A 20821-nucleotide genomic window follows, 5' to 3' on the forward strand; every position below is an offset into this window, starting at 1 on the left:
AAAATCACCTTTTTGAGGTGATTTTTTTTATTCATTCTTGGTCTGACTTTGTTTTTGATAACACAAGTAGAGCGATAATTAGAAAGATAAATCCCATGAGTGCTGGAGCGAAATGACCAAGGCTGATATAGATTTGTCCACCAATTAAAGGGCCTATCACGCGAGTAAGTGCTTGAAGTGCTTGACTTCCACCTTGAAGTTTACCTTGTTCGGAAGAAGTCGCTGATTTTGAAAGTTTACCGTTAAAGGCAGTTCCAAAAATACTATCTCCAAAAGCAAAGATAAACATTGCCAGAATGAAGAAGGGCCACATTTTAGAAAAAGCAGAAAGTGCGAAAAGAAGGTAAGCAATAATTTCGCAGACTAGTGCCAAACGGATGAGTTTATCTTCATTAGCTAATTTTAGAAGTCTGGGCATGATAAAGATTTGAGTCAAGATATCCATTAAACCCATGATGGATATGGCTAGACCAATTAATACAGGCGTCCAAGCAAAAGAATCTAATGAAAATTGACTAATAATTGCTTGGAGTGCACCATTTGGTAGCCAAAGTAAGATACCGGCAAAGAGCAGACGATTGAGATTTTTCATGCGTAAGAGCTGAAAAAGTTGAGTGAAAGGATTGAGTTGTTGAAGGGAAAAATTACGTGTGCGATGAGTTTCGGGTAAGCTCTCGTTCATTACGAATGCACCGTAAAGAAGATTGGCGATTGAGATTAGGGCGCCGAAGTAAAAGGGAACTGAATTGCCAAAATGAGCTAGAAGTCCTCCAACTGTTGGGCCAGAAATTGTTCCAACACCAACAGCGGCGGCTGTCCAACCAAAAACTTTAGTTCGATTTTCTTCATCAGTAATATCAGCGAAGTAAGCAAAAAGGGTCACGATATTTCCACCAGTTAAACCATCAATGATTCGTCCGAGAAAAAGCATCCAGAGACTACCAGCTAAGCCAAAGATAAGATAACCAAGAGCAGAGCCAGCTAAAGAAATTAGTAAGATAGGTTTACGACCAAAGCGGTCTGATAAAGAACCAAGAGCAGGAGCGGCAAAGAAAGTACATAGTGCATAGATTGCCATTAAACTAGTGACAATGAGTGCTTGGTCATGAGCATTAGCAAAAGGTGCGACCATAAAAGGAACGACTGGTGAGATGATTGTAAAACCAAGTCCTGTCAGGAAAGTGGTGATAAGCCCAAAAGTGAGGGCATGTTTATTAATTTTCATAGGTAAAACCTCCATAAGATATGAGCCCGACTGTGTTGAAGTGATGAAATTTAGAAAAATTGGTGGTTCTACCCAACAGGCAGGTTCCCAATTTGTCTAATTTCATTCATTTCAAGGAGGGTGAATTCAATTACAATAATTGATGATGATTTCTTAGGAAGTTTTTTGCGCAGACTTGCGTCTGCTAAAGTGAAATCTATAGACTTGTGATTTCACTTTTCTAAACGGTTTCCTCGGAAACAAAAATAGTATACCATAACATTGTTTCCGTGTCAACAAAAAGCAAACAAAAAAACTGTCAGTAAAAATTAATTTACTGACAGAATTATTTTTCAATATTATTCCGGATAGCAGAATCAAGATGATTATTGTATTTATTGAGGAATTCTAAAATATTGTTGACAGACTCATCAGTTAATTCATCGAAGATAACTTGATCATTTTCTGAAAATTTTTGGTGCAAACTTTCGTGACGGTCATTAATTTCTTGACCCTCTTTTGTTAAGCGAAAATAGATTTCCTTTTTATTTTGAGGAATTTGATAAGATTCAACGAGATTTTTTTTGAGCAGTTTTTTAGCGATTTTACTGGCAGCACCGCGTGTCATGTAGAGATGATGGGCTAATTTGGTCACATTTGGATAAGGGGTTTTAGCAATAAATTCAATCGTTTCAATTTCTGATAACGAAATATTTGAGAATTCAGCCTCCATTTGCGGCTTGTAATAGGCATCAATCTTATTAAATAAATCAGTTAAAGAAGTCATAATTTGTTCCTGATTTTGCTGAAGATTGGTCATAATCACTTTTCCTCTCTTTTTAAAGTTGTCTGTCTATAAATACAGCGCCAATAGTCATTGCGTCGCCAGATACTTGTAACCACAAAATTTTGTTCATTTTTCCAGTAATCATAAGTTAAAATAAATGTTTTCTTGCTGACTTGTGAACTACTATAGTGATTTATTGCTAATGGGATTACTGACAGACTTGTCAATGAATTTTTAGAGTCATTATTTTTACTGACAGAATTTTCGTCAGTAATTTTTGCAAAATCTTTCAATTTATCAGAAGCACTGATGATTTTTCCATCAGCAAGAATTTCTTGAAAAGTGCTGTCAGTTAATTTGTCCAAATTTTCCAGATTTAAAAACTGTTCTTCTTTTGCCAAAAGTTCAAGTGAGCGACTGGCGTAATGTTCCTCTTCAGGTAAGGCAGCAGGTTCAACGTGGACATCGACATCATAAACACCATAATTGTCAATTAACATTTTCTCAATGAACTCGGTCGCTTCATGACTCTCAAAAACACTTAAATCAGGAGACATTTCAACCACTACATCAAGGAAAATATTACTTCCATAAGAACGACCTCGGACAAGCTTAACCCCTTTTACCTTTGGAACTAAGCAAATTGCTTCGCGATATTCTTCAACAAGATTTTCATCAAAACCATCAGAGAGACTAAAAACAGATTCATGGAAAATATCATAGGCAGTCTTTAAAATGAAACCACAAATAACTACAGCCATCGCAGTATCAAGCCACTCCCAGCCTACACTACTTGCTAAAATAGCAACCACAGTTCCAATAGAAGTCACTGCATCAGAGAGATTGTCCTTACTTGCTGCTGACAGTGCTTGTGAATTCGTTTTTTTAGCCAATGCCCGATTATAAAGATAAACGCCCAGCATGACAAAAGCTGAGAATAAACCAACAAGAGCTCCCAGTGGATCAATGGCTTCTTCTTTACCAGAAAGAAGTGTCATAACTGTTTCTCTTAAAACCTCAAAACCAACGAAAAACATGATAAAACTAGAAATTAAGCTAGCGATTGATTCAATTTTCCAGTGACCATAAACATGATCACTATCTGCTGGAATTCGAGCAAGTCGAAGACCAATCAAAATTGCAATATTTCCCATAATATCAGTCACGTTGTTAAAACCATTAGCTTGAAGAGCACTAGAATGCACAATTGCTGCAAAAGCAATTTGTCCAATGGATAAAACAATATAAGCGATAATAGAAACCCAAACTCCTTTTTCAGCGAGTTTCAGATTGTTTGTACTTGAAGCTGCCATATGAATCCTCCCAAATTTACATCATTCCATTATAACAAAATTTTGAATGAAAGTTTGTATCTATTGCCAAAAAAAGCTTTTATAACAAGGACTCACAAAATATAAATAAAAAATAAGGGCTGACTAATTTATATAAAAATGCCCACTTTCTACTATATTAATGTAGTAGAAATCAGTCAAAAAATAAAAAAATTATATAAAAAATTCAAGTACCTTGACTTACATAGTAATGTGAAGTATAATATATTTTGTTTAAAATGATAGAAAGGAAAAAGAATGGCAGAAATACCAAAGGAAATGTTACGCGCCCAAACCAATGTCATTTTGCTCAATGTCTTAAAACAAGGGGATAATTATGTTTATGGCATTATCAAGCAAGTCAAAGAAGCCTCAAATGGAGAAATGGAGCTTAATGAAGCCACGCTCTATACAATCTTTAAACGACTTGAAAAGGATGGGATTATCAGTTCTTATTGGGGAGACGAAAGCCAAGGTGGTCGTCGTAAATACTACCGCTTGACAGAAATTGGTCATGAAAATATGCGACTTGCTTTTGAATCTTGGTCTAGAGTCGATGAAATTATTGAAAATTTAGAAGCAAATAAAAAAGATGAATCTAATAAATAATTTCCAATTAAAATTTAAGTTACTAAATAAGGGATGAAGGTAAAAAATATTCGTCGCAAATTGTTGACTTAAACTTTGAAAAGCGTTACAATATTTTTGTTAGTTTATCTTTTGTGAAACTAACTATTGTAATATTTAACAGCATTAACAATTAATGCTTGTTTACTAAAAAAAATAATGTTATAATTATTTTCTCAAAAAATTTATTGAAATTATTTTGAAGTAAAATGAAATTGAAAATTCAATTTAATGTAAACTTATTTACATTATTTAACTCTAGAAAGGAATTTTATGATTTTCAAATCAATCATGAAGCATAAATGGGTTGCCTTATTCTCAATCGTTTCAACCTTTATTTATGCAGGAGTACAGCTTTACCAGCCCCAAATCATGAAACGAATTATGACCGTAATGTCATCAGCAACTTATAGCCGTCATCAAATGGCTGACAAGGTTTCAGGATATGGAGTTGAGCTTTTGGTTGTTGCTGGGATAGGGATAATTTTTGCTATCTTTAGTACACTTTCAGCGGCACGTATTGCCCAAGAAATTGGAGCAGACGTTCGTGAAGCGACTTACAAAAAAATCAATACATTTTCTTATGAAAATGTTGAAAAGTTCAATGCCGGAAACCTTGTTGTTCGGATGACAAATGACGTCACACAAGTTCAAAACTTGATGATGATGGTTTTCCAAATTTTGATGCGGATTCCAGTCCTTTTGATTGGTGCGGTTGTTCTTTCTATCACAACTCTTCCAAGATTATGGTGGATTACAGTTCTTTTAATTGTTTTAATTGTATTAGTTACAGCCGTTTTAATGGGACGCATGGGCCCTCACTTTATGGCTTTCCAAAAATTGATGGACCGTATTAACGCCATTGCTAAACAAAACTTGCGTGGTTCACGTGTCGTTAAATCATTCGTTCAAGAAAAAAATCAAATCAAAGAATTTGATGAAACTTCTGATGAACTTTACGATCATAACTGGGCAGTAGGAAAACTCTTCTCAGCAATGATTCCACTCTTTACTGTGATTGCTCAAGGAGCAATTTGGCTTGCTATTTACTTTGTTTCAACTTTTGTAACAGAGTCAACAACAGTTGCCCAAGATAGTATTGGTGGGATTGCTACATTCATGACTTATATGGGAATGATTATGTTTGCCATTATCATGGGTGGTATGATTTCAATGTTTGCTTCACGTGGTATGGTATCAATTGGACGTATTAATGAAGTGTTAAATACTGATCCAGCCATGAAATTTGATGAAAATGCTAAAGACGAAGTTCTTTCAGGTTCTGTCAAATTTGACCATGTGTCATTCTCTTATCCTAATGATGAAGAACCAACACTTAAAGATATTAGCTTTGAAGTAGAACCTGGTCAAATGGTTGGGATTGTCGGAGCGACTGGTGCTGGTAAATCTACATTGGCACAATTGATTCCAAGACTCTTTGACCCAACAGAAGGTACCGTTTCAGTTGGTGGAAAAGATCTTAAAACAGTTAGTCGTGGAACATTGAAGAAAAATATTTCTATTGTTCTTCAAAAAGCCATTCTCTTCTCAGGAACAATTGCTGGAAATATTAAACAAGGGAAAGCCGATGCAACTGATGAAGAAATGACTCGTGCTGCACGCATTGCCCAAGCCGCAGAATTTATTACAACTAAGGATGGTCAATATGATTCTGAAGTTGAAGAACGCGGAAATAACTTCTCAGGTGGTCAAAAGCAAAGACTTTCAATCACACGTGGAGTTGTAAAAAATCCAAATGTCTTAATTTTAGATGACTCAACATCAGCCCTTGATGCTAAATCTGAAAAACTTGTTCAAGAAGCTTTGAATAAAGACCTTAAAGACACAACCACAATTATTATTGCTCAAAAGATTTCATCAGTGGTTCATGCAGATAATATTTTGGTTCTTGACCAAGGAAAACTTGTTGGTCAAGGAACTCACCAAGAATTAGTTGCTGAGAATAAAATTTACCAAGAAATCTACGACACACAGAAAGCACAGGAGGACTAAGACATGGAAAATACCAAATCAACAAAAAAAATGTCTGACACCACACGTGCCATCCGTTTTTTTTACCTCTATCTCAAAAAATATAAACTTCAATTTGCTGTAATTATGATTTTCATCATTGCTGCAACTTGGCTTCAAGTTATTGCTCCGTCACTTTTGGGGGATGCTATTACGAACTTGAGTAAATATGTTGGGGATTTCTTTACTCATCAACACGCTGATGATGCCAGAAAAGCCTTGGAACAAATGGCTCAAGCTTTGAGTCAACAAACTCACCAAAATATTACATGGCAACACGTTCCAGAATTTGCTAAATCATTGCCACAAGCTGCCCAAGAACAATTGACTTCTCAATTACCAAAAGGGACTACTTTGCAAAGTCTTTACACTGTTGCAACTTCTCATGCAGCAAGCACAGGGACCTTCATGAAAGGAATGTGGCAATTGCTTGCGGTTTACATCGCAACTGGTGTGTCAATGTTGATTTATACCCTCCTCTTTAGCCGTATCGTTGCTCATTCAACAAATCGCATGCGTAAAGGTTTGTTTGGTAAACTTGAACGTTTGACAATTTCATATTTTGACCGTCATCAAGACGGGGACATCCTTGCTCGTTTTACTTCTGACTTGGATAACATTCAAAATACTTTGAACCAAGCGCTTGTATCGGTTGTTTCAAATGCTGCCGTCTTCATCGGTGTCATTATCCAAATTTTCAACAAAGATATTACTTTTGCTTGGTTGACTGTGGCGGCTTCACCAGTTGCTATTCTATCTGCTGTGATTATCATTCGTCAATCGAAAAAAGCAACAGACAAACAACAAGAAGAAGTTTCACAACTTAATGCCTATATGGATGAAAAAATCTCTGGGCAAAAAGCAATTATCGTTGAAGGATTGCAAGAAGATTCTATTAATGGTTTCTTGGAACACAATGAAAATGTTAAAAAACGTACCTTTGCTGCTCAAGCATGGTCTGGTATGATTTTCCCATTGATGAATGGTTTCCAACTTTTATCAATTGCCATTGTTATCTTTGGTGGAACGGCCTATGTTCTTAACGATGATAGCATGTCAATTGCCACAGGTTTAGGGCTTTTGGTTGCCTTTGTTCAATACGTTCAAAGTTACTACAACCCAATCATGCAAATTTCATCAAACTTTGGTCAACTTCAACTTGCCATCACAGGGGCAACTCGTCTGAATGTCATGTTTGATGAACCAGAAGAAGTTCGTCCTGAAAATGGTAAGAAATTTGATACGATTAAAGACGGAATTCAAATCGAAAATCTTGATTTTGAATATCTTCCAGGAAAACCAGTCCTCAAAAAAGTTAATATTGATGTTAAAAAAGGACAAATGGTTGCCCTCGTTGGTCCAACTGGTTCAGGTAAAACAACAGTTATGAACTTGATGAACCGTTTCTACGATGTTAATGGTGGAGCAATTAAATTTGATGGAACTGATATTCGTGAATTTGATTTAGATAGCTTGCGTTCAAATGTCGGAATTGTTTTGCAAGAGTCTGTTCTCTTTGATGGAACGATTGCTGATAATATCAAGTTTGGTAAACCAAACGCTACTCAAGAAGAAATTGAAACAGTGGCTAAGACAACTCACATTCATGATTTCATTGATAGCTTACCTGACAAGTACGAAACACATGTTTCAGATGATGAATCAGTCTTCTCAGTTGGTCAAAAACAACAAATTTCTATCGCACGTACCATTTTGACAAATCCAGAACTTCTGATTTTGGATGAAGCAACTTCAAATGTGGATACAGTAACTGAACAACAAATTCAATGGGCGATGGAAGCTGCTATTGCTGGTCGTACTTCATTCGTTATTGCTCACCGTTTGAAAACAATTCTTAATGCCGATAAGATTGTTGTCCTTAAAGATGGTGAAGTGATTGAAGAAGGAAATCACCATGAACTCGTTGCTCAAGGTGGCTTCTACTCTGAACTTTATCACAATCAATTTGTTTTTGAATAAGAGATTATTCAGTTAAGCAATGGAAAATAAAATCACAGTTAAAATTTTAGCTGTGATTTTTTATTTAGATAAAAAAGTCTATGAAAAACTACTATAAAATGTTAAAATAGAGAGCGGTTCTTAAAAATATAATTTTTTTAAGACAATAAAAATGTGAAAAGTGATTTTGAAATAATATGAAAAAAATAGTAATTAATGGTGGGAAGCGTATTTCAGGAACCATCCCAATTTCTGGCGCAAAAAATTCAGTAGTCGCTTTGATTCCAGCAACTATCTTGGCTAACGATGTTGTAACGCTTGAAGGAGTTCCAGATATTTCTGATGTCGCAAGTTTAGTCGAAATCATGGAAATTATGGGAGCAAAAATTGAACGAAATCTTGAAGAAGGACGACTTGTGATTGATACACGCAGTGTTGTTTCTCGTCCCCTTCCTTATGGAAAAATCAACTCTTTACGTGCTTCTTATTATTTCAATGGGGCACTTTTGGGACGTTTTGGTCAGGCAACAGTAGGCTTGCCTGGTGGCTGTGATTTAGGACCTCGTCCAACGGATTTACATGATAAAGCCTTTAAAGCTCTAGGGGCTAAGAAGATTCAAGAAGAAGAAGCTGAGCACTTAGAAGTGATTGGTGATTCATTAGTTGGAACAACCATTTATATGGATGTTGTTTCTGTTGGGGCAACTATTAATACTATGCTTGCTGCTAGTCGTGCAAAAGGTTTAACTATCATTGAAAATGCTGCCCGTGAACCTGAGATTATTGATGTGGCGACACTTCTAAATAATATGGGCGCGCAAGTTCGAGGAGCTGGAACTGACATTATCCGCATTACTGGAGTGGATGAAATGCACGGTGCTCAACATACGGTGATTCCTGACCGTATTGAAGCAGGAACTTATCTTGCCTTAGCTGCTGCTATGGGAGATGGTGTCATCATTGAAAATGTTATTTATGAACACTTGGAATCTTTCATTGCTAAACTTGAAGAAATGGGTGTAGGTTTGACCATTCGTGAAGATAGTATTGAAGTTCATAAATCAGAAAATCTAAAATCAGTCAATATTACTTCTGTTCCTTACCCAGGGTTTGCGACGGATTTGCAACAACCAATTACACCACTTTTATTGAAAGCAAAAGGTCGTGGTTCGATTGTTGATACGATTTATCAAAAACGTGTCAATCATGTCCCTGAATTAGCTCGTATGGGTGCTAATATTTCTGTTTTAGATGATCGAATTATTTATGACGCTCCTAATGAATTAATTGGTAGTTGTGTTCAAGCAACTGACTTACGTGCTGGTGCGGCTTTGGTTACTGCTGGAATTATTGCCAGTGGAACTACAAAAATCTCTAATATTGAGTTTATCCTACGTGGTTATGACCACATTATTGAAAAATTGACTGCTGTTGGTGTAGATATTCAATTGATTGAAGAGTGACAAAAGTGATTTATTTTCGTATAGACTAATGAGAAAGGAAATAAGATGGCTGATAAATTAAAATTTGAAATCATTGAAGAATTGATTGTTCTCTCTGAAAATGCAAAAGGTTGGCGTAAAGAATTAAATCGTGTTTCTTGGAATGATGCTGAACCTAAATATGACATTCGTACTTGGTCACCTGACCATGAAAAAATGGGTAAAGGAATTACTTTATCTGAAGAAGAATTTGGTATTCTCTTAAAAGAATTAGGAAATAAATAAAAGCCCTGAGATTTCAGGGCTTTTTAATTTTTTAATGCTCGGTCTCAAGAGAGTTGAAAAGTTTAAAGACTTCGCTATAAGAATATAAAAGAGAAGAGGCCTCATGATTCTCAGGATTTATTTTCAACTCATATAATGCTTTCAAATAGACCGTAGTTACTTTTTCGTAAAAAAATAAATCACTCTTAGTATGTGACTCAAGATATGTAAAAAGCAAGGGGAGAGAATCTAAAAAATTATTTTCTATAAATATGGGAATGAGGCGAAGAATTATCTTAAGGATTTTAGGACTGATAAAGTCTAAATATTCATCTTCAGCGGATATAATTTTTTGAATTAATTGCTCTTGTGTTTTATTATCAAGGAGAGAAAGACAAGAGCTATACAGATAAAGTTCATAGGCACAGAATTTATTAATTGAAAGCAGATATTCTTTTAGATAGAGAGTATCTTCTTTATTTACTTGAATATTAGGGTCAATCAGATGAAGTTGGGATTTGATTTGGATAATATTGAGTTTGTGACATTTTATACTGGGGTGAAGCGTAAGCAAGTCGGTCTCTATTTTAAGGAGCTGATGAAGTTTTTCTTTATCTTCAATTTCAAGTTTTTGACAAAAGTCATAATTAAAAAGAGGGCCTTTAGATAAGTTAGAAAAATAGGCTTCATGATAAAATTCCTCAAGACTGACATTGATTGCCTTAAGACTACTAAGAAACTTTGTAAGCGTCATGTCCGTTTTCCCTCTTTCAAATTTGGAAATTTGAGCATAAGAAATATCTTCGCTAGCCACTTCTTTAATTTCCATATTTTTAAATTTTCTCAGCCTTCTAAAGGTTCTTCCTAAGTTAGTATCCATAACGTTCTCCATTTGTTCATATATGATTATTTTTGTTTATTTAAAGCGTTGACTTTAATATTAATAATATTATATAATAATTTCATAATTTTCAGTTAATTAAAGTCTTTTGATTTTATATATTGAAAGAAGGTGAGTCCAATGCAGGTAAAAATTGATGCACATAAAAAATCATTTCTTGGTATTCGTTGAAAAGGAGAACCATTAAATTAGCTTGATATTACTATGAAAGGAACTAAAAGCATGAAAAATAAAAAAGAAGAACAAACACAAGATGATGAGTTATTGTTTGAAGAAGTTGAAGATTTTGATATCGCATTAGAACAAGGTTGTGGCGATTTCGAGATTTTATGATAGTTAAAAAGCACTCTAAAGTTATACTTTGGTGTGCTTTCTTATAAAAGTGGAGGTAAAATTGATGATAATAAATCCGTTTATTGAGATTGAACCAAAGGAGAAAGAGTGGATTCTTTCAGACTACCTACATAGACAAAGATATATTATCAATAGAAAAACTATTATAGTTATAATTGATTTTATACAAGGAAATAAAATGTCGAAGAAAGTTAAAGAGTTACTAATTAAAAGAGGAATTCTTGTCGATGAGGATGATGCGGAAGTAAAATATTTTTATGATATTAAAAAGAGCTGGGAAAAATATGGGTGGATTGAATCTTTTAAGTATCATATCGCAACACTTGACTACCCCTTTCAGGGAAATCTAAAAAAAGCTAGTTTAAAAATGGAACAGTATCAACTAGAGGAGGCAGATAATCTTCGTGAGAAGCAATACAGTCCAGAAAAAATATTAAAAATTTATTCTCTTCCTAAGGTAAAACGTGAGCAAAAATCTAGATTTGAGGCTAGCCTTGAAGATTCTTTTAAAAGAAAATTATTCCGTATGCTTTCTATGACTTTCGGTTATGTTCAAGAAGCAATACCGGAATGGGGAGGAAAAGAATTATTATTTAGAACTATACCAAGTGGAGGAGCAAGGCAACCAAGTGAGGGATATTTATATGTAAAAGATATTGAGGAATTAGATTCCGGTTGGTACTATATAAACGGAAAAAAGTTCACTCTTGAGAAAATTTCTGATTATATTATCCCAAATGAAATATTTGAAAAGTCTTACTCTTTGGCTGTGAGCAATACAGATATAAATATTCGAGCAACTATCATATTAACATCAGTATTTGAAAAGAATATGTACCGTTATAGAGAATCAAGAACTTTTAGAAGTATTCATATGGATATTGGCTTTTTGTTGGGGGCATTAGAAGAATTATCGGATGAATCAGAGATTGCCTCATTTATCCAGTATGGACTTCCAGAGAGCTATTTTGAAGGTATTTTAGGATTAAATTATCTCGAGGAAGGTTATCAGGCTAGTATAGTTCTTGGGGAAAGGAAGAATTGATGAAAATTAAAAAGTGGTATGCTACAACAAAACTTAGCTTTTCTGAAGGCAGAGCAAAGATTAATATCCCATTGAAAAAGAAAAGTTTTGTGACAGACTTGGATTCTCTTAAAGAAATTCTGAACGATTACGAAAAAGAGGAAATTCAAACTAAGTTATCTAAACAAGAAATTGTTATGGAAAAAGAATTAGAGGCCTACATAAGTGACGGGCTTAGCCATTGGAAGAATAGAAAATGGGAGCCAGCACTAGATTTGTATTTATCTTCAAGGAATATTAGCTATGCAGACAAAGATGATACAACTGGTAAAATCAGAGAGAAAATAATCAAAAAGGACTACGGTACACCTGTATTTATTACAAGCGCTCATACATTCAAAAATACAATTTTATTAGATTATATTGATTATAAAGAAACAGAAAATTTTTATGATATGATACTTCGGCGCAAGAGTGTTAGAGATTTTGATAAATTAAGCAAACTATCGGTAGATAAATTTAATATTTTTACACTTGAAGGAACTAAAAAAATAAAGAAAACTAGAGAACTGATGATTAAGGAGGGAAATTTATTACGCAGTTATGCAAGCGCTTTCAGTTTTTATTTTACTATTTTTAATGTTGAAGGATTTGAAAATGGAAATTATTTTTTAGATATTGAAAATTCAGCAATGTCATTAATTAAATCTGGAGATTTTTCTCACAAATTACCTGAATACTTGGGAGAACAAAATTTTTCAAAAAGTGCAAATTTTACACTACTTTTAGTAGCTAATTTTGGAATATATCAATGGAGATATAGGCATGAACGCGCTTTACGCAACTTATACATCGAAGCAGGAAGAGTGTTAGAACATTTTTCTATTGCCGGTTTAAAGGTGGGTTTACAAGGAGTTGTAACTCCTGCACTTGCTGATAGAAAATTAGGAGAATTTCTTGATTTAAATTTAAAAGAGGAATTACCTATTTGCAGTTATACATTTGGAGCTGAGAGTAATGATTAAATTTCAACATAGTTACCTCATAGCATTAGAAAATGATTCTATACTTTTTTTCTCACAATGGTTTCGTAAGGAATATAAACTTACCACAAGCTCTAATTTAAAATTGTATGAAATCCTTTCAACGTTACAATCAGGTTTTTTTTCTGAGAAAAAGTTTCTTAAAATAATGTTAAGTGAAGGCTATAGTTCTGATTTTGGTTATAAATTGTTGAGGATTCTTTTAGACAAAAAAATTCTAATTTATACTCATGAAAAGGACAAGGAATATAGGGGACGATATGGAAGACAAGAACTATTCCTAGACAATTTTGAGAGAGATTATCAAAATGGAGAGTATTTGAATAATGAATTACAAAATAAACGAGTGGTAATAGTTGGTGTGGGAGGTTATGGAACATGGACAGCAATGTTGTTTGCGAGAATGGGGGTAAAGCATATTGCTATTGTGGATTCAGATATTGTAGAAGAATCAAATTTAAATAGACAAGTATTATATGATTTTGCAGATATTGGGAAAAAGAAGGTTGATGTTTGCAAGGAGAAAATAGTAGCTATTGACTCAGAAATAAAAGTTGAGGTATTTGATGAGCATATATCATCGGTGGAAGAGTTATTTTCTATAGTTGTGGATGCTGATTTGGTAATGAATTCTTTTGGTTATTTCCCACTTGATATGGAGTATGGTAAAAGTTCATTTTATGTAAATGAAGCGTGCATGATTAAAAAAATTCCATGCTTAAATTACAATGGTTCTTGGGTTGGTCCGATATTTGAAGGGGAAAATTCTCCTTGCTATTTTTGTATGATGCAAGATAAAGAAATTATAAAAGGGGTAAAATATTCTTTACCAGTAAAAAAGGATAAATTTTTAGCAGCTTTTGCACCTAGAATGTCATATAGTTCTTCAATTGCCGTTTGGGAAGCAGTAAGATTTCTATTAAATCTATCTGCTATAAATTATCTGAAAGACAATATTATTGTTATAGACACTCTTTATTATGATAAAAATAAAATGATTAAGATAAAAGCCGTAGACGGTTGTAAATACTGTAAAAAAATTCAGTAAAGAAAGTCAGGTTGGATATGAAATTAATACTAAAGATGGTATTTCCGATGTTTTTATCTACGGCAATAAATTTTATTTTATCCTTTATTGACACGATGATTGTAGGGCATCTAGGAATTCAAGAACTTGGAGCGACTGCGGCGGGTAGTTCCCTATATTCTATTTATGTTCAAGTTGTTGGGGCATTAATCATTGGCTTTCAAGTTCTGGGAGCACAAGAAATTGTCAAGAAGGGGAAAAATCGGTTGACAGATTATTTTCAAACAACCCTCTTTTTGATGTATATTATCTCTATTATTTTTATCTTTATATCATTAATCTTTTCAAAACAACTATTATGGATGTTTTCTACACCATCAATCATAGCAGGAGCACAGACTTACTTTTTTGCCCGTCTGCCGGCTCTTTTAATATTGCCCCTTTCGATCTGTATAAAAACAGAATATGATATTCAGAAAAAAACCAAAATTGGTTTATACTATACTATCGTTGTCGTACTGACGGATATTATTTTGGATGTAGTATTAATTTATATTGTTCATTTGGGAGTATTTGGAGCAGGATTAAGTGACACACTAGCGATGTTTATTGGTTTAATATTTTTACTAATGAGAAATAATCAAGATGGGATAGTCAAATTTCAGCATTTTATTAAGTTAAAAAAAATAGAAAGAAAACTCATTTCAGAACTGAATGAACTAAATTTGCCAGAAGCTGTGAATATGTTGCTTGATTATTTAGGAACCTCTGTATTGTTTATAATTATTAGCCGCATTAGTGTGTTAGATATTGCTGCCGGAAGAATTTCTAGTATCTATATTAAAATTATTTTTTCACTTGCAATCAATATTGGTACAGTTGTTCAAATTTTATTAGTAAGAAATGCATTAGAGATGCAGTCAAAGAAGTATATCATGAATGCTTTTAAGTTATCGGCAATTATTCTTGTTCCATTTACTGTGGTGGCGATAGTAGTTCCTCAACTTTTTATTATCCCTTTTACAAATAACATTTCTCTAATTAAACTTTTTAATTCTCCTATGAGATTACTATGGTTCGTGTTACTATTAGTTCCAGCAATCACAATCATGACTGGAATTCTACGTTCGAAGAAGAGAAACAAAGAAAACATGTATGTCAATGTTTTTTCAACATGGTTATTACAAGTTCCGGCAGCTTTTATATTCTGCATAATATTAAAAATTGGAATTTGGGGATTTGTGCTTAGCTATTTATGTTATTTCTTAGGAAGAATTGTTGGGAATCTATTCTTTTTGATTAAGGAAAGTAGAGGTAGAACAAATGAAGTATTGGAATGATTCTTTTTTAAAACTAATCAAAGAGTTAGAAGGGGTTGAGATAACAAATAGAAGCACTTCATTTTCCGTTTGGGCGCAACAAGAAGTGGGGTTTCATGATAAGTATTCAGATTCCGAAAACCTTGATTATTCAAATAAAATTGGAACATTAATAAATAAATTTGAAATTAGTTTAATAAAAAATGAATTTTCGGCAATTGAATGTGAAATAGTCTTCTATCTTATTAAGTCACTAAAAGAAAAAATGAATAAAGAGGTAACTGCTCATGTCATACTTGAAACGATGTATATGAGTTTGTTTAGAATTTCTCTTGGGCAGGATATATTAAGAGTGAAAGAAGCAATGATAAATTTAGATTCTTTATTTTACTCACTTAAAAAATATAACTCCCTTAAAAGAGGTGATATAAGAATACTAAACTCAATTATTTCATTTCTAAATATCACTCAATTCTCCTATGAACTATTGACTGAAATATCTAAATATAAAAGTAGGCTATCGATAGTTGAGAGGGATGAAAAAATTATGCTTGAATTTAAGGATATATCTGCAAAGAGTGTCAGAAAAAGTCTAATTTCTTATCTATCTCATTTGAAATTGGATAGAAAAATCGAAATATCGGGCAAAAACGGTTATGATTTCTTTCAAGAAAATATCACTAAATATTCTCAACAGCATAATAGTTCTATGAAATTAGGCATTGTTTCTAAAGAGTTTGAAATTCTCATTCCAGACTATGGGTTCTTTTCAAAATACTTCTTTAATAAAAAGCAACATCTATTTATTATGAATCAAAAGGTAGCTAAGTCAATTATCAACACCAATCAATTAGAATTGATTTATGCTCATGAAATATTTCCAGGACATTTTGAACATATTGATAGTGGTTTTAGTAACAAATTTAACTTATTACTACCATTTATTACTACTAAGGAAAGTTTAGAAGGTTGGGCGCTTTATCAAGAATATTTGCTTTCTAAAAAGTCAGAAGGTCATAAATATAGTTACAATTTGCAAATGGCTCGTAGATATACAACAGCGCTTTTTACTCTAAATACAATGGGAGGATTAAGTAAGAATGAAAATAATTGTTTTTTTGAACATTTAATGGAAAATTTTCAAGTTTCGGAAATGGTTAAATTATTTTTATTAAGAGCAAGGAAAAATAGTATGGTAACGGTACGTTATATTTCAGGGTTTCAACAAGTGGTAGAGATGTCAAATGAGGAGAAGGATTTTGTTAAAAAGTTTGGACCAATAGACTTAGAACTAGTAAAAAAGATAGTAAAATTCTGATTCTGCCTTTTTGATGTTGATTGTATTATTGGTTGGATTTTATTTTGTGGATAGAGCGGATAAGGGAAATTATATTTATTGAATTTTTAGAAGAAAGTGGAGATAATATGAGAAAATTTAAATCGTATTTTTTGTTGCTTTTTGAGGGATTGAAAACTTTTTCTAAAGCGAATAGGTGGGGGACTTTTGTGCTTGTTATTTTGGTTCCGATTGAAGCACTTGTTCCGACAGGGATTATTTTTTCTATTCAAAAAGTAACAACCGAACTGGCTAAAGGTTCGGTTTTTTCGATGAGTTGGGGAATTTTTTGGGCAGTTTTGCTTTTGATCTCAAATATTATTCCGCCAGCGACAACGGCTATTTCAGGTTATTTGACGGACGTCTTGATTGCAAACATTAATCAAAAATTAATAGATAAAGCAAGTGAAATCAAGTCATTGGAAGTTTTTGAAAATGATGAATTCTATAATGATGTGGAAACAGTTAGGAGTGAACTTTCTTGGCGACCAGTAAATTTAATTGTTTTCACGCTTTCCAATGTTCGTTATATTATTTCTTTACTTTCTTTGCTTATTTTACTTTTTAACTATACTTGGTGGTTACCTTTAGCAATCGTGATTGTTTTAGTACCTCAAAGTTTAATTCATTATCGAATTCAACAGGAGGCTTTTGAAACTTTGGTAACAAGGCGACCAGAAGCACGTAAGATGAATTATCTACTAGAAATTGCCTTAAATCGTGATTATGCTAAAGAGAGTCGTCTTTTCAATGTTTTTTATTTTTTGAAGAAACGGTATTGGAAACTCTTTTACACGGTACATAAGGAAGAAAATCGGATACGTATGCGACAATTTGGAATTGCTTTGATTTTTATTATTATAAGTTCACTTGTATCAATGTTCGCTTTTATTTATCTTGTATTTCAAGTTCGTTCAGGTAAATTATCTCTTGGAATTGTCGTAGGTTTTGCTTCAAGTTTGGTTGCAGCAATTTCGGCCTCGAATGGCCTAGTAGAGGAATCTGACCTGCTTTATGATACTTTGATGTGGTTGGAGAAATATCTTAAATTGATGAGAAAGTCATTCACTGAATCCGGCTATAAAAGTATTACTGAAATCAATCAAATTAGTTTAGATAATGTATCCTTTGCCTATCCAAAAGAAAATCAAAAAGTTCTTAAAAGTATTTCTCTTGGGATTAAAAAGGGGGAAAAAATCGCTATTGTAGGTCAGAATGGTTCCGGGAAATCAACCTTATTGAAATTATTAGCTGATTTATTTACTCCGACAAGTGGTCAGATTTTAATTAATAATGAAGATTTAAGAGAAATAAAGCATGAAGACTACTGGGCAAAAATTTCTCCTGTATTTCAGGATTTTTCAAGATTTAAATTTTCTGTCGGAGATTCTATTAGTTTTGAAGAGAAAACAGGAGTTGATGAAGTTTTACAATTTTCAGGATTGCCTGATTTGAATTCAGAACTTCAATTGGGCAAGGAGTTTGGTGGAACTGATTTGTCAGGAGGACAATGGCAGAAGTTAGCAATTGCTAGAGCTTTTTATAAAAATAATGTGGAACTGTATCTTTTTGATGAGGCTAATAGTGCACTTGATGTGCACAGTGAAAAACAACTCTATCAAAAATTGATGGAGCTGTCTGCTGGAGCAACAGTAATTTGGATTACTCATCGAATGACTTCAGTCAAATTATCTGATAAAGTTATCTACTTAGATAAAGGCAAGGTTTTAGGGTTTGATTCTCATGAAAATCTGTTAAAAAATGAAAACTATGCGTCTTTGTATCGAGAACAATTTGAATAAAAAAACTGCTCATTATAATCGGGCAGTTTTTTAATGGGTAAATGTTATCACAATAAGGATAAGATAAATAATCAAAGTAATAAAGAAGGTCAAGCGCCACCAGAGTTTTAAAAAGCGACGATAGGTAAATTGTTTATAATAAAGCAAATCAAGTAACAACAAAACAAGCGCTAAGCCAGAAATGATTAGCAGGTAGTATGGAATGATGCTGATACTTGTAACATTTTTAGAAAAAATTTGCATCCCTAAGATGAGAAATATTGTAAAAACATCTGGAATTTTTAGTTTGCGATTGGTTAAGTGACGAAGTCTAAAAAATTTGAAAATGAAAACCAATGCAATAAAGACAATAAGGGGATAAAGCGCCATAAGTACTTTTATAAACATAGACTAATTGTATCGGTTTTGCCTTAGTTTGTAAAGTATTTATTTGTGTGAGAAAGCGCACGAATAAGTGCTAAGCCAAAGATAGTAACAAGGACAGCTTTAATAATTTCAACAATGACAAATGGTGTGAATCCAAGCTTTAAGGCCAATGACCAGTCGACATTGGTAAAAAATTTGAGCCACAATGTTCCGATAACTAACATAAGCAGGTGTCCTACAATATTTATGATAAAAGCAGGGATGGTCTTATAATTAATTTGATGAAGGCCAAAAGAAATAAGGGTTCCCATTATTAAAAAGGCAATTAGAAAACCACCTGTTGGACCAAAAAGAACCGCAATTCCTGATGTCCCTCCAGTGAATACGGGAATTCCAATAAATCCTAGCAGGAGATAGAGTAAGATAGCAAAAAAAGTTTCACGCGCTTTTAGTACTGTGGCAACAAGTCCTACGGCAAGTGTTTGTAAGGTGACGGGTACAATACCAATTGGGATAGACAGAGGAGATAGAACCGCAATAATTGCTGCACCAAGAGCAATTAGGGTTAAAGAATATAATTTTGTATTTTGCATTAAGAATCCTTTGTTTTATGTATAAAATAAAATATACTAAAAAAGAAAAATTTTTGCAAACTCTTGCTCTAATAAACAAAAAATTACTGACAGAAATTCTGTCAGTAATTTTATTCTCTAATTTCAACAAATTGAGCATGAACAAAGTCAGCGAGAACTTTAGGAGCAATTTTTATGCTACGCCCAACTTCGCCAGCTGAACAAACGATAAAGTCGTGCTCTAAGGCAATAGAATCAATGAAAATTGGGAATTTTTTATTTTGCCAAATCCCCACAGGATTATTTGCACCGTGAATATAACCTGTCGTTTTTTGCAAGTCTTTTTGAGGAATCATGCTTACTTTTTTATTGCCCGAAACTTTGGCCAATTTTTTTTCTGATAAATGCTCTGTCAGTGGAAGAATGCCAATGACAGGACCAGTTTTATCGCCGATTAGTGCTAGTGTTTTATAAATATCACTGCGACTGATATCCTCAGGGAGGCTATTACTTTCTAAAGCGTTAATAGCAAGTCCAGTATGCTCAATTTTTGCCTTATCAAGAATTTGTTCTACAAGTGTTTTCTTTAATTTTTGCTTTTTAGACATAGCTTTATTATAGAAGAATTTGTGCTGACTGACAAGATAAAATAATTTTAATGACAGATTTATTTTTTTGTAAAAGTTACTGACAGATTTTATTAGTAATTGCTATAAATGAAAAGTTTAGGGAATTTTTTGACGAAAATGATCAAAATAACAAATGCAGCAATAGCAGTCAAAATTGCACTGATTCCATTGACAGCAAGAGAATAAGCCACGGCTCCCCAGCCTTTCCAAGCGTATTGGCTCCAGAAAATGATTCCGGCAATAAAATGGAAGAAGTATTTAAGAAGAACAGCAACAAAAGTTCCCAAAAGAACTGGTGCAAGTTTTAGAGGGGCTGCTTTTTGGCGGAAAAGTCCAGCAATTCCAAGTGAAACAGGGGCGATGAGATATTCAAGGAAGGCTTGAGACAAGGTTAAAATATAAGCGTGTCCAGTAATCATTGACAGAATTCCCCAGATTAATCCACCGACAAGTCCAGCTGTTAGGCCGCGACGAAAACTGAGAATAAGAATTGGGATACAGGCGATTTCAACAATAATCCAGCCATAAACAGTATTTGGAATAAGGCTGATGATGAAGGCGAGTGCCGCCATGAAGGCAATTTCCGTTAACAAACGGACATTGAACTTAGAATTAGACATAAAAAAACTCCTTTTTGATGCGCACAAAAGGAGGGTTAGAAATTAGACATTTGTCTTAACACATTCCTACGCTGGCATTACCCAGATCAGGTCAGATGGTATTTCTCGCTACTGACAGTTTTGTCAATAGACCCATTGTGCAAATATTTATTTTTACTCTTTAAGTTTAGCATATTTTAAGTT

At 33.6% G+C, this 20821-nt stretch carries 19 protein-coding genes and 1 riboswitch; of the genes, 11 read left to right on the forward strand and 8 right to left on the reverse strand.

The annotated features are described in order from the left end of the window. Positions 1-31: 31 nt before the first annotated feature. The 3 genes from LDP15_RS09105 to LDP15_RS09115 form a co-directional block, all read right to left on the reverse strand. Positions 32-1225: a tetracycline resistance MFS efflux pump gene (locus LDP15_RS09105; protein WP_042230043.1), complete on the reverse strand. Its 1194-nt coding sequence runs from the start codon at positions 1223-1225 to the stop codon at positions 32-34. A gap of 325 nt (positions 1226-1550) precedes the next feature. After that, positions 1551-2024, reverse strand: coding sequence for a MarR family transcriptional regulator (locus LDP15_RS09110; RefSeq protein ID WP_042230046.1), 474 nt, complete (start codon positions 2022-2024; stop codon positions 1551-1553). Between the two features lie 2 nt (positions 2025-2026). Then, the gene (locus tag LDP15_RS09115) at positions 2027-3304 is read right to left on the reverse strand and encodes a cation diffusion facilitator family transporter (protein WP_012897165.1); all 1278 of its coding nucleotides are present in this window, start codon (positions 3302-3304) and stop codon (positions 2027-2029) included. A 276-nt stretch (positions 3305-3580) separates the two neighbouring features. On the opposite strand from LDP15_RS09115, the gene LDP15_RS09120 reads away from it, so the two are divergent. The 5 genes from LDP15_RS09120 to LDP15_RS09140 all read left to right on the forward strand — a co-directional run bounded on the left by LDP15_RS09120 (position 3581) and on the right by LDP15_RS09140 (position 9666). Further along, the gene (locus LDP15_RS09120) at positions 3581-3931 is read left to right on the forward strand and encodes a PadR family transcriptional regulator (protein ID WP_003131688.1); all 351 of its coding nucleotides are present in this window, start codon (positions 3581-3583) and stop codon (positions 3929-3931) included. 309 nt (positions 3932-4240) lie between these two features. Then, on the forward strand, positions 4241-5962 hold the full coding sequence (gene lmrC / locus LDP15_RS09125) for a multidrug efflux ABC transporter LmrCD subunit C (RefSeq protein ID WP_225513397.1): 1722 nt from the start codon (positions 4241-4243) through the stop codon (positions 5960-5962). A gap of 3 nt (positions 5963-5965) precedes the next feature. Further along, complete coding sequence (gene lmrD, locus LDP15_RS09130; protein ID WP_015425776.1) at positions 5966-7960, forward strand: multidrug efflux ABC transporter LmrCD subunit D; 1995 nt, start codon at positions 5966-5968, stop codon at positions 7958-7960. A 176-nt stretch (positions 7961-8136) separates the two neighbouring features. After that, positions 8137-9402 (forward strand): UDP-N-acetylglucosamine 1-carboxyvinyltransferase, encoded by a 1266-nt coding sequence (locus LDP15_RS09135; RefSeq protein WP_015425777.1) that lies wholly within the window; start codon positions 8137-8139, stop codon positions 9400-9402. Between the two features lie 45 nt (positions 9403-9447). Further along, positions 9448-9666 carry a YdbC family protein gene (locus LDP15_RS09140; protein ID WP_015425778.1) on the forward strand — a complete coding sequence of 73 codons (219 nt, stop codon included), beginning with the start codon at positions 9448-9450 and terminating at the stop codon, positions 9664-9666. A 31-nt stretch (positions 9667-9697) separates the two neighbouring features. Here LDP15_RS09140 and LDP15_RS09145 read toward each other — a convergent pair whose 3' ends face one another. Next, complete coding sequence (locus LDP15_RS09145; protein ID WP_225513386.1) at positions 9698-10474, reverse strand: Rgg/GadR/MutR family transcriptional regulator; 777 nt, start codon at positions 10472-10474, stop codon at positions 9698-9700. Positions 10475-10940: 466 nt separating this feature from the next. Between LDP15_RS09145 and LDP15_RS09150 the strand changes: the two genes are divergently transcribed. The 6 genes from LDP15_RS09150 (at position 10941) to LDP15_RS09175 (ending at position 18451) form a co-directional block, all read left to right on the forward strand. Further along, a complete protein-coding gene (locus LDP15_RS09150; protein ID WP_136122405.1) occupies positions 10941-11945 on the forward strand; it encodes a SagB/ThcOx family dehydrogenase in 1005 nt (334 codons plus the stop codon). Further along, on the forward strand, positions 11945-12949 hold the full coding sequence (locus LDP15_RS09155; RefSeq protein WP_015425781.1) for a SagB/ThcOx family dehydrogenase: 1005 nt from the start codon (positions 11945-11947) through the stop codon (positions 12947-12949). The genes LDP15_RS09150 and LDP15_RS09155 overlap by 1 nt, the downstream gene beginning before the upstream one ends. Next, complete coding sequence (locus LDP15_RS09160) at positions 12942-14015, forward strand: ThiF family adenylyltransferase (protein ID WP_015425782.1); 1074 nt, start codon at positions 12942-12944, stop codon at positions 14013-14015. Before LDP15_RS09155 ends, LDP15_RS09160 begins: the two co-directional genes overlap by 8 nt. A gap of 17 nt (positions 14016-14032) precedes the next feature. Beyond that, positions 14033-15334, forward strand: a complete 1302-nt coding sequence (locus tag LDP15_RS09165; protein WP_015425783.1) for an MATE family efflux transporter — start codon at positions 14033-14035, stop codon at positions 15332-15334. After that, positions 15318-16631 carry a hypothetical protein gene (locus LDP15_RS09170; protein ID WP_015425784.1) on the forward strand — a complete coding sequence of 438 codons (1314 nt, stop codon included), beginning with the start codon at positions 15318-15320 and terminating at the stop codon, positions 16629-16631. Before LDP15_RS09165 ends, LDP15_RS09170 begins: the two co-directional genes overlap by 17 nt. A 107-nt stretch (positions 16632-16738) precedes the next feature. Then, complete coding sequence (locus LDP15_RS09175) at positions 16739-18451, forward strand: ABC transporter ATP-binding protein (protein WP_225513387.1); 1713 nt, start codon at positions 16739-16741, stop codon at positions 18449-18451. Positions 18452-18481: 30 nt separating this feature from the next. Here the strand turns inward: LDP15_RS09175 and LDP15_RS09180 are convergent, their stop codons facing one another. From LDP15_RS09180 to thiT, 4 genes are all read right to left on the reverse strand, one after another. Beyond that, entirely contained in the window at positions 18482-18838 is a 357-nt protein-coding gene (locus LDP15_RS09180) for a DUF3397 domain-containing protein (RefSeq protein ID WP_015425786.1), read from the reverse strand. A 23-nt stretch (positions 18839-18861) separates the two neighbouring features. After that, the gene (locus LDP15_RS09185; protein WP_003131681.1) at positions 18862-19410 is read right to left on the reverse strand and encodes a biotin transporter BioY; all 549 of its coding nucleotides are present in this window, start codon (positions 19408-19410) and stop codon (positions 18862-18864) included. A gap of 110 nt (positions 19411-19520) precedes the next feature. After that, on the reverse strand, positions 19521-19997 hold the full coding sequence (locus LDP15_RS09190) for an aminoacyl-tRNA deacylase (protein WP_015425787.1): 477 nt from the start codon (positions 19995-19997) through the stop codon (positions 19521-19523). 92 nt (positions 19998-20089) lie between these two features. After that, on the reverse strand, positions 20090-20638 hold the full coding sequence (thiT, locus tag LDP15_RS09195; RefSeq protein ID WP_015425788.1) for an energy-coupled thiamine transporter ThiT: 549 nt from the start codon (positions 20636-20638) through the stop codon (positions 20090-20092). A gap of 46 nt (positions 20639-20684) precedes the next feature. Next, positions 20685-20784: riboswitch (TPP riboswitch) on the reverse strand. Between the last annotated feature and the right edge of the window lie 37 nt (positions 20785-20821).

This window comes from Lactococcus sp. SK2-659, assembly GCF_020218185.2.
Lineage (GTDB): Bacteria > Bacillota > Bacilli > Lactobacillales > Streptococcaceae > Lactococcus > Lactococcus lactis.